This window comes from Bradyrhizobium sp. 31Argb, assembly GCF_043638955.1.
Lineage (GTDB): Bacteria > Pseudomonadota > Alphaproteobacteria > Rhizobiales > Xanthobacteraceae > Bradyrhizobium.
This window is the reverse complement of sequence record NZ_JBEGDB010000540.1, coordinates 1-2,046: the sequence shown is the minus strand read 5'-3', so window position 1 is coordinate 2,046 and position 2,046 is coordinate 1. Positions and strand designations below refer to the sequence as shown.

Here is a 2,046-nt window from a genome sequence, read left to right as displayed (position 1 = left end):
TCCTCCTAAAAGAAAGCCTTGAATCACGTTCAATCTGATTTGAGAATCCCAAGAGTCCACACGGCCTAGAGCATGATGATTGCCGCGATGGAGAAGCGAGCTCGGTTGCACCTCGCCCCGCGTGCGGGGAGAGGTCGAAATTCAAGCCAACGGGTCGGCGCGAAGCGCCGCCCGATGACAGGCTCCGCTTGAATTTCGGGTGAGGGGGAGTCTCCGCATACACATTTGCCAGCCGTGTTCGCGGATAGAGCCCCTCACCCCGGCCCTCTCCCCGTAAGAACGGGGAGAGGGAGAAGGTGCCGTCACCGCTCCAACCTCACCTCATCATGCTGTAAGTTCTGCCACCCAAGCGTAGCCCGGGTGGAGCGCCAGCGTAACCCGGGACCGCCTGTAGACGCTGATGGAGATGCCCCGGGTTACGCTTCGCTTCACCCGGGCTACTGGCTACCCCACCTTGAACTTGCTGTAGGCCTCGCTGGTCGCGATGATCACGTGCTCGGCGCAGCCGTTGCGGCGGTGGGGGTCGCAGAGAGTTTCGTAATCGGCCGAGGTCATCATGTCGATGAAGGCCGAGACGGCGGGGTAATAGACCAGCGCCAGGTAATCCCACTGGTTGCCGTCGGGCCGGCCGAGCGCGACCGTTTTGGCATTGCCGGTCCAGAGCAGCGTGCCGCCGCGCGCCTTGATCATCGGCACCGTGAGCGCGCTGTAGCGCAGATAGGCGTCCCAGCCCGAGCCGTCGCCATCGAGCGAGCGCTCGCGAAAGCGCATCAGGTTCACCATCACGACCGGCTCCTGCGGCTGCAGCGCCTTGAGGCCTTCGACGTTCAAGAGGTCCACGCCCATCCGTCTCTCCGATGATTCCTTGCAGTTCAGCATCGCATATGTCGCTTCCATGACGCGCCAGCGGCAGCGCGCATGGCTGCTCTCTTCCGGAGCGTCTTGTCGCACGGGGAGAATCCGGCAAAAAGGGCTGATAGCATGACCGATCTCCGCGCCTTGCCGTCCGCATCAGCTCCCACACGCCGCTCCGCGATCGCCTGGCTCAACAACCAGCCCTATCTGCTGCTCAGCCTGACCTCGCTGTTCTGGGCCGGCAATATCGTGATCGCGCGCTATGTCGGCAATCACGTGCCGCCGCTGACGCTGTCCTGCCTGCGCTGGTCGGGCACCTGCCTCATCCTGCTGCCCTTTGCCTGGCCGCATCTGCGGCAGGACTGGCCGGCGCTGTGCGCCCGCCTGCCGCTGATGCTGCTGCTCTCGCTCTCCGGCTTCGCCTTCAACAATGCGATCTCCTATTGGGGGCTGCAATACACCCAGGCCCTCAACGCGCTCCTGATCCAGTCGGCGGGGCCGCTGTTCGTGGCGCTGTGGGCCCTGGTGCTGTTCGGCGTGCGGCTGACCGGCGCGCAGCTCGCCGGCATCACCCTCTCGCTGGCCGGCGTCCTCACCATCATCCTGCGCGGCGATCTCGGCGCGCTCGCTTCCATCAGCTTCAACCGCGGCGATGTGATGCTCGCCTCCGCGCTTTTGTCGTTCGGACTCTATTCCGCGCTGATGATGCGGCGCCCGGTGACGCATCAGCTCTCGCTGATCGCGTTCACCACCGGCTGCGGAGCCTTGATGCTGGTGCCCGGCTCGATCTGGGAATATCTGACCGGCGCCACGCTCAAGTTCGACGCGCTGACGCTGGGAACGCTGGCCTATGTCCTGATCTTCCCCTCGGCGCTGGCCTATCTGTTCTTCAACCGCGGCATCGCGATGATCGGACCGAACCGGGCCGCGCCGTTCTTCCATTTGGTGCCGGTGTTCGGCTCGGCGATGGCGATCTTCCTGCTCGGCGAGGCGCTGCAGCCGTTTCACCTGATCGGCTACGCGCTGGTGCTGGCCGGCGTCGTGATCGCGTCACGGCGGAGCCCGACCAAACGGTGAATGCGGCACGGCAACGCCTTCCGCTTTCGGCCGTGACCGGCTAGGCCGTGTGGACAGTTACCTTATCCAGAGCAGAGTGGCGGCAATGGCGACGACGGCGAAGTAGTTTCGCGC

At 64.6% G+C, this 2,046-nt stretch carries 2 protein-coding genes; one reads left to right on the top strand and one right to left on the bottom strand.

All coding sequences use genetic code 11. From position 1 onward, the window contains the following. Positions 1-444: 444 nt before the first annotated feature. Entirely contained in the window at positions 445-846 is a 402-nt protein-coding gene (locus AAFX91_RS41160) for a DUF1330 domain-containing protein (protein ID WP_130583115.1), read from the bottom strand. A gap of 135 nt (positions 847-981) precedes the next feature. Between AAFX91_RS41160 and AAFX91_RS41155 the strand changes: the two genes are divergently transcribed. Further along, positions 982-1,932, top strand: a complete 951-nt coding sequence (locus AAFX91_RS41155) for a DMT family transporter (protein ID WP_130583107.1) — start codon at positions 982-984, stop codon at positions 1,930-1,932. Positions 1,933-2,046 lie beyond the last annotated feature (114 nt).

Coding starts and splice junctions, on each gene's coding strand:
- AAFX91_RS41160 (WP_130583115.1), bottom strand. CDS start 846: ATGGGCGTGGACCTCTTGAACGTCGAAGGCCTCAAGGCGCTGCAGCCG.
- AAFX91_RS41155 (WP_130583107.1), top strand. CDS start 982: ATGACCGATCTCCGCGCCTTGCCGTCCGCATCAGCTCCCACACGCCGC.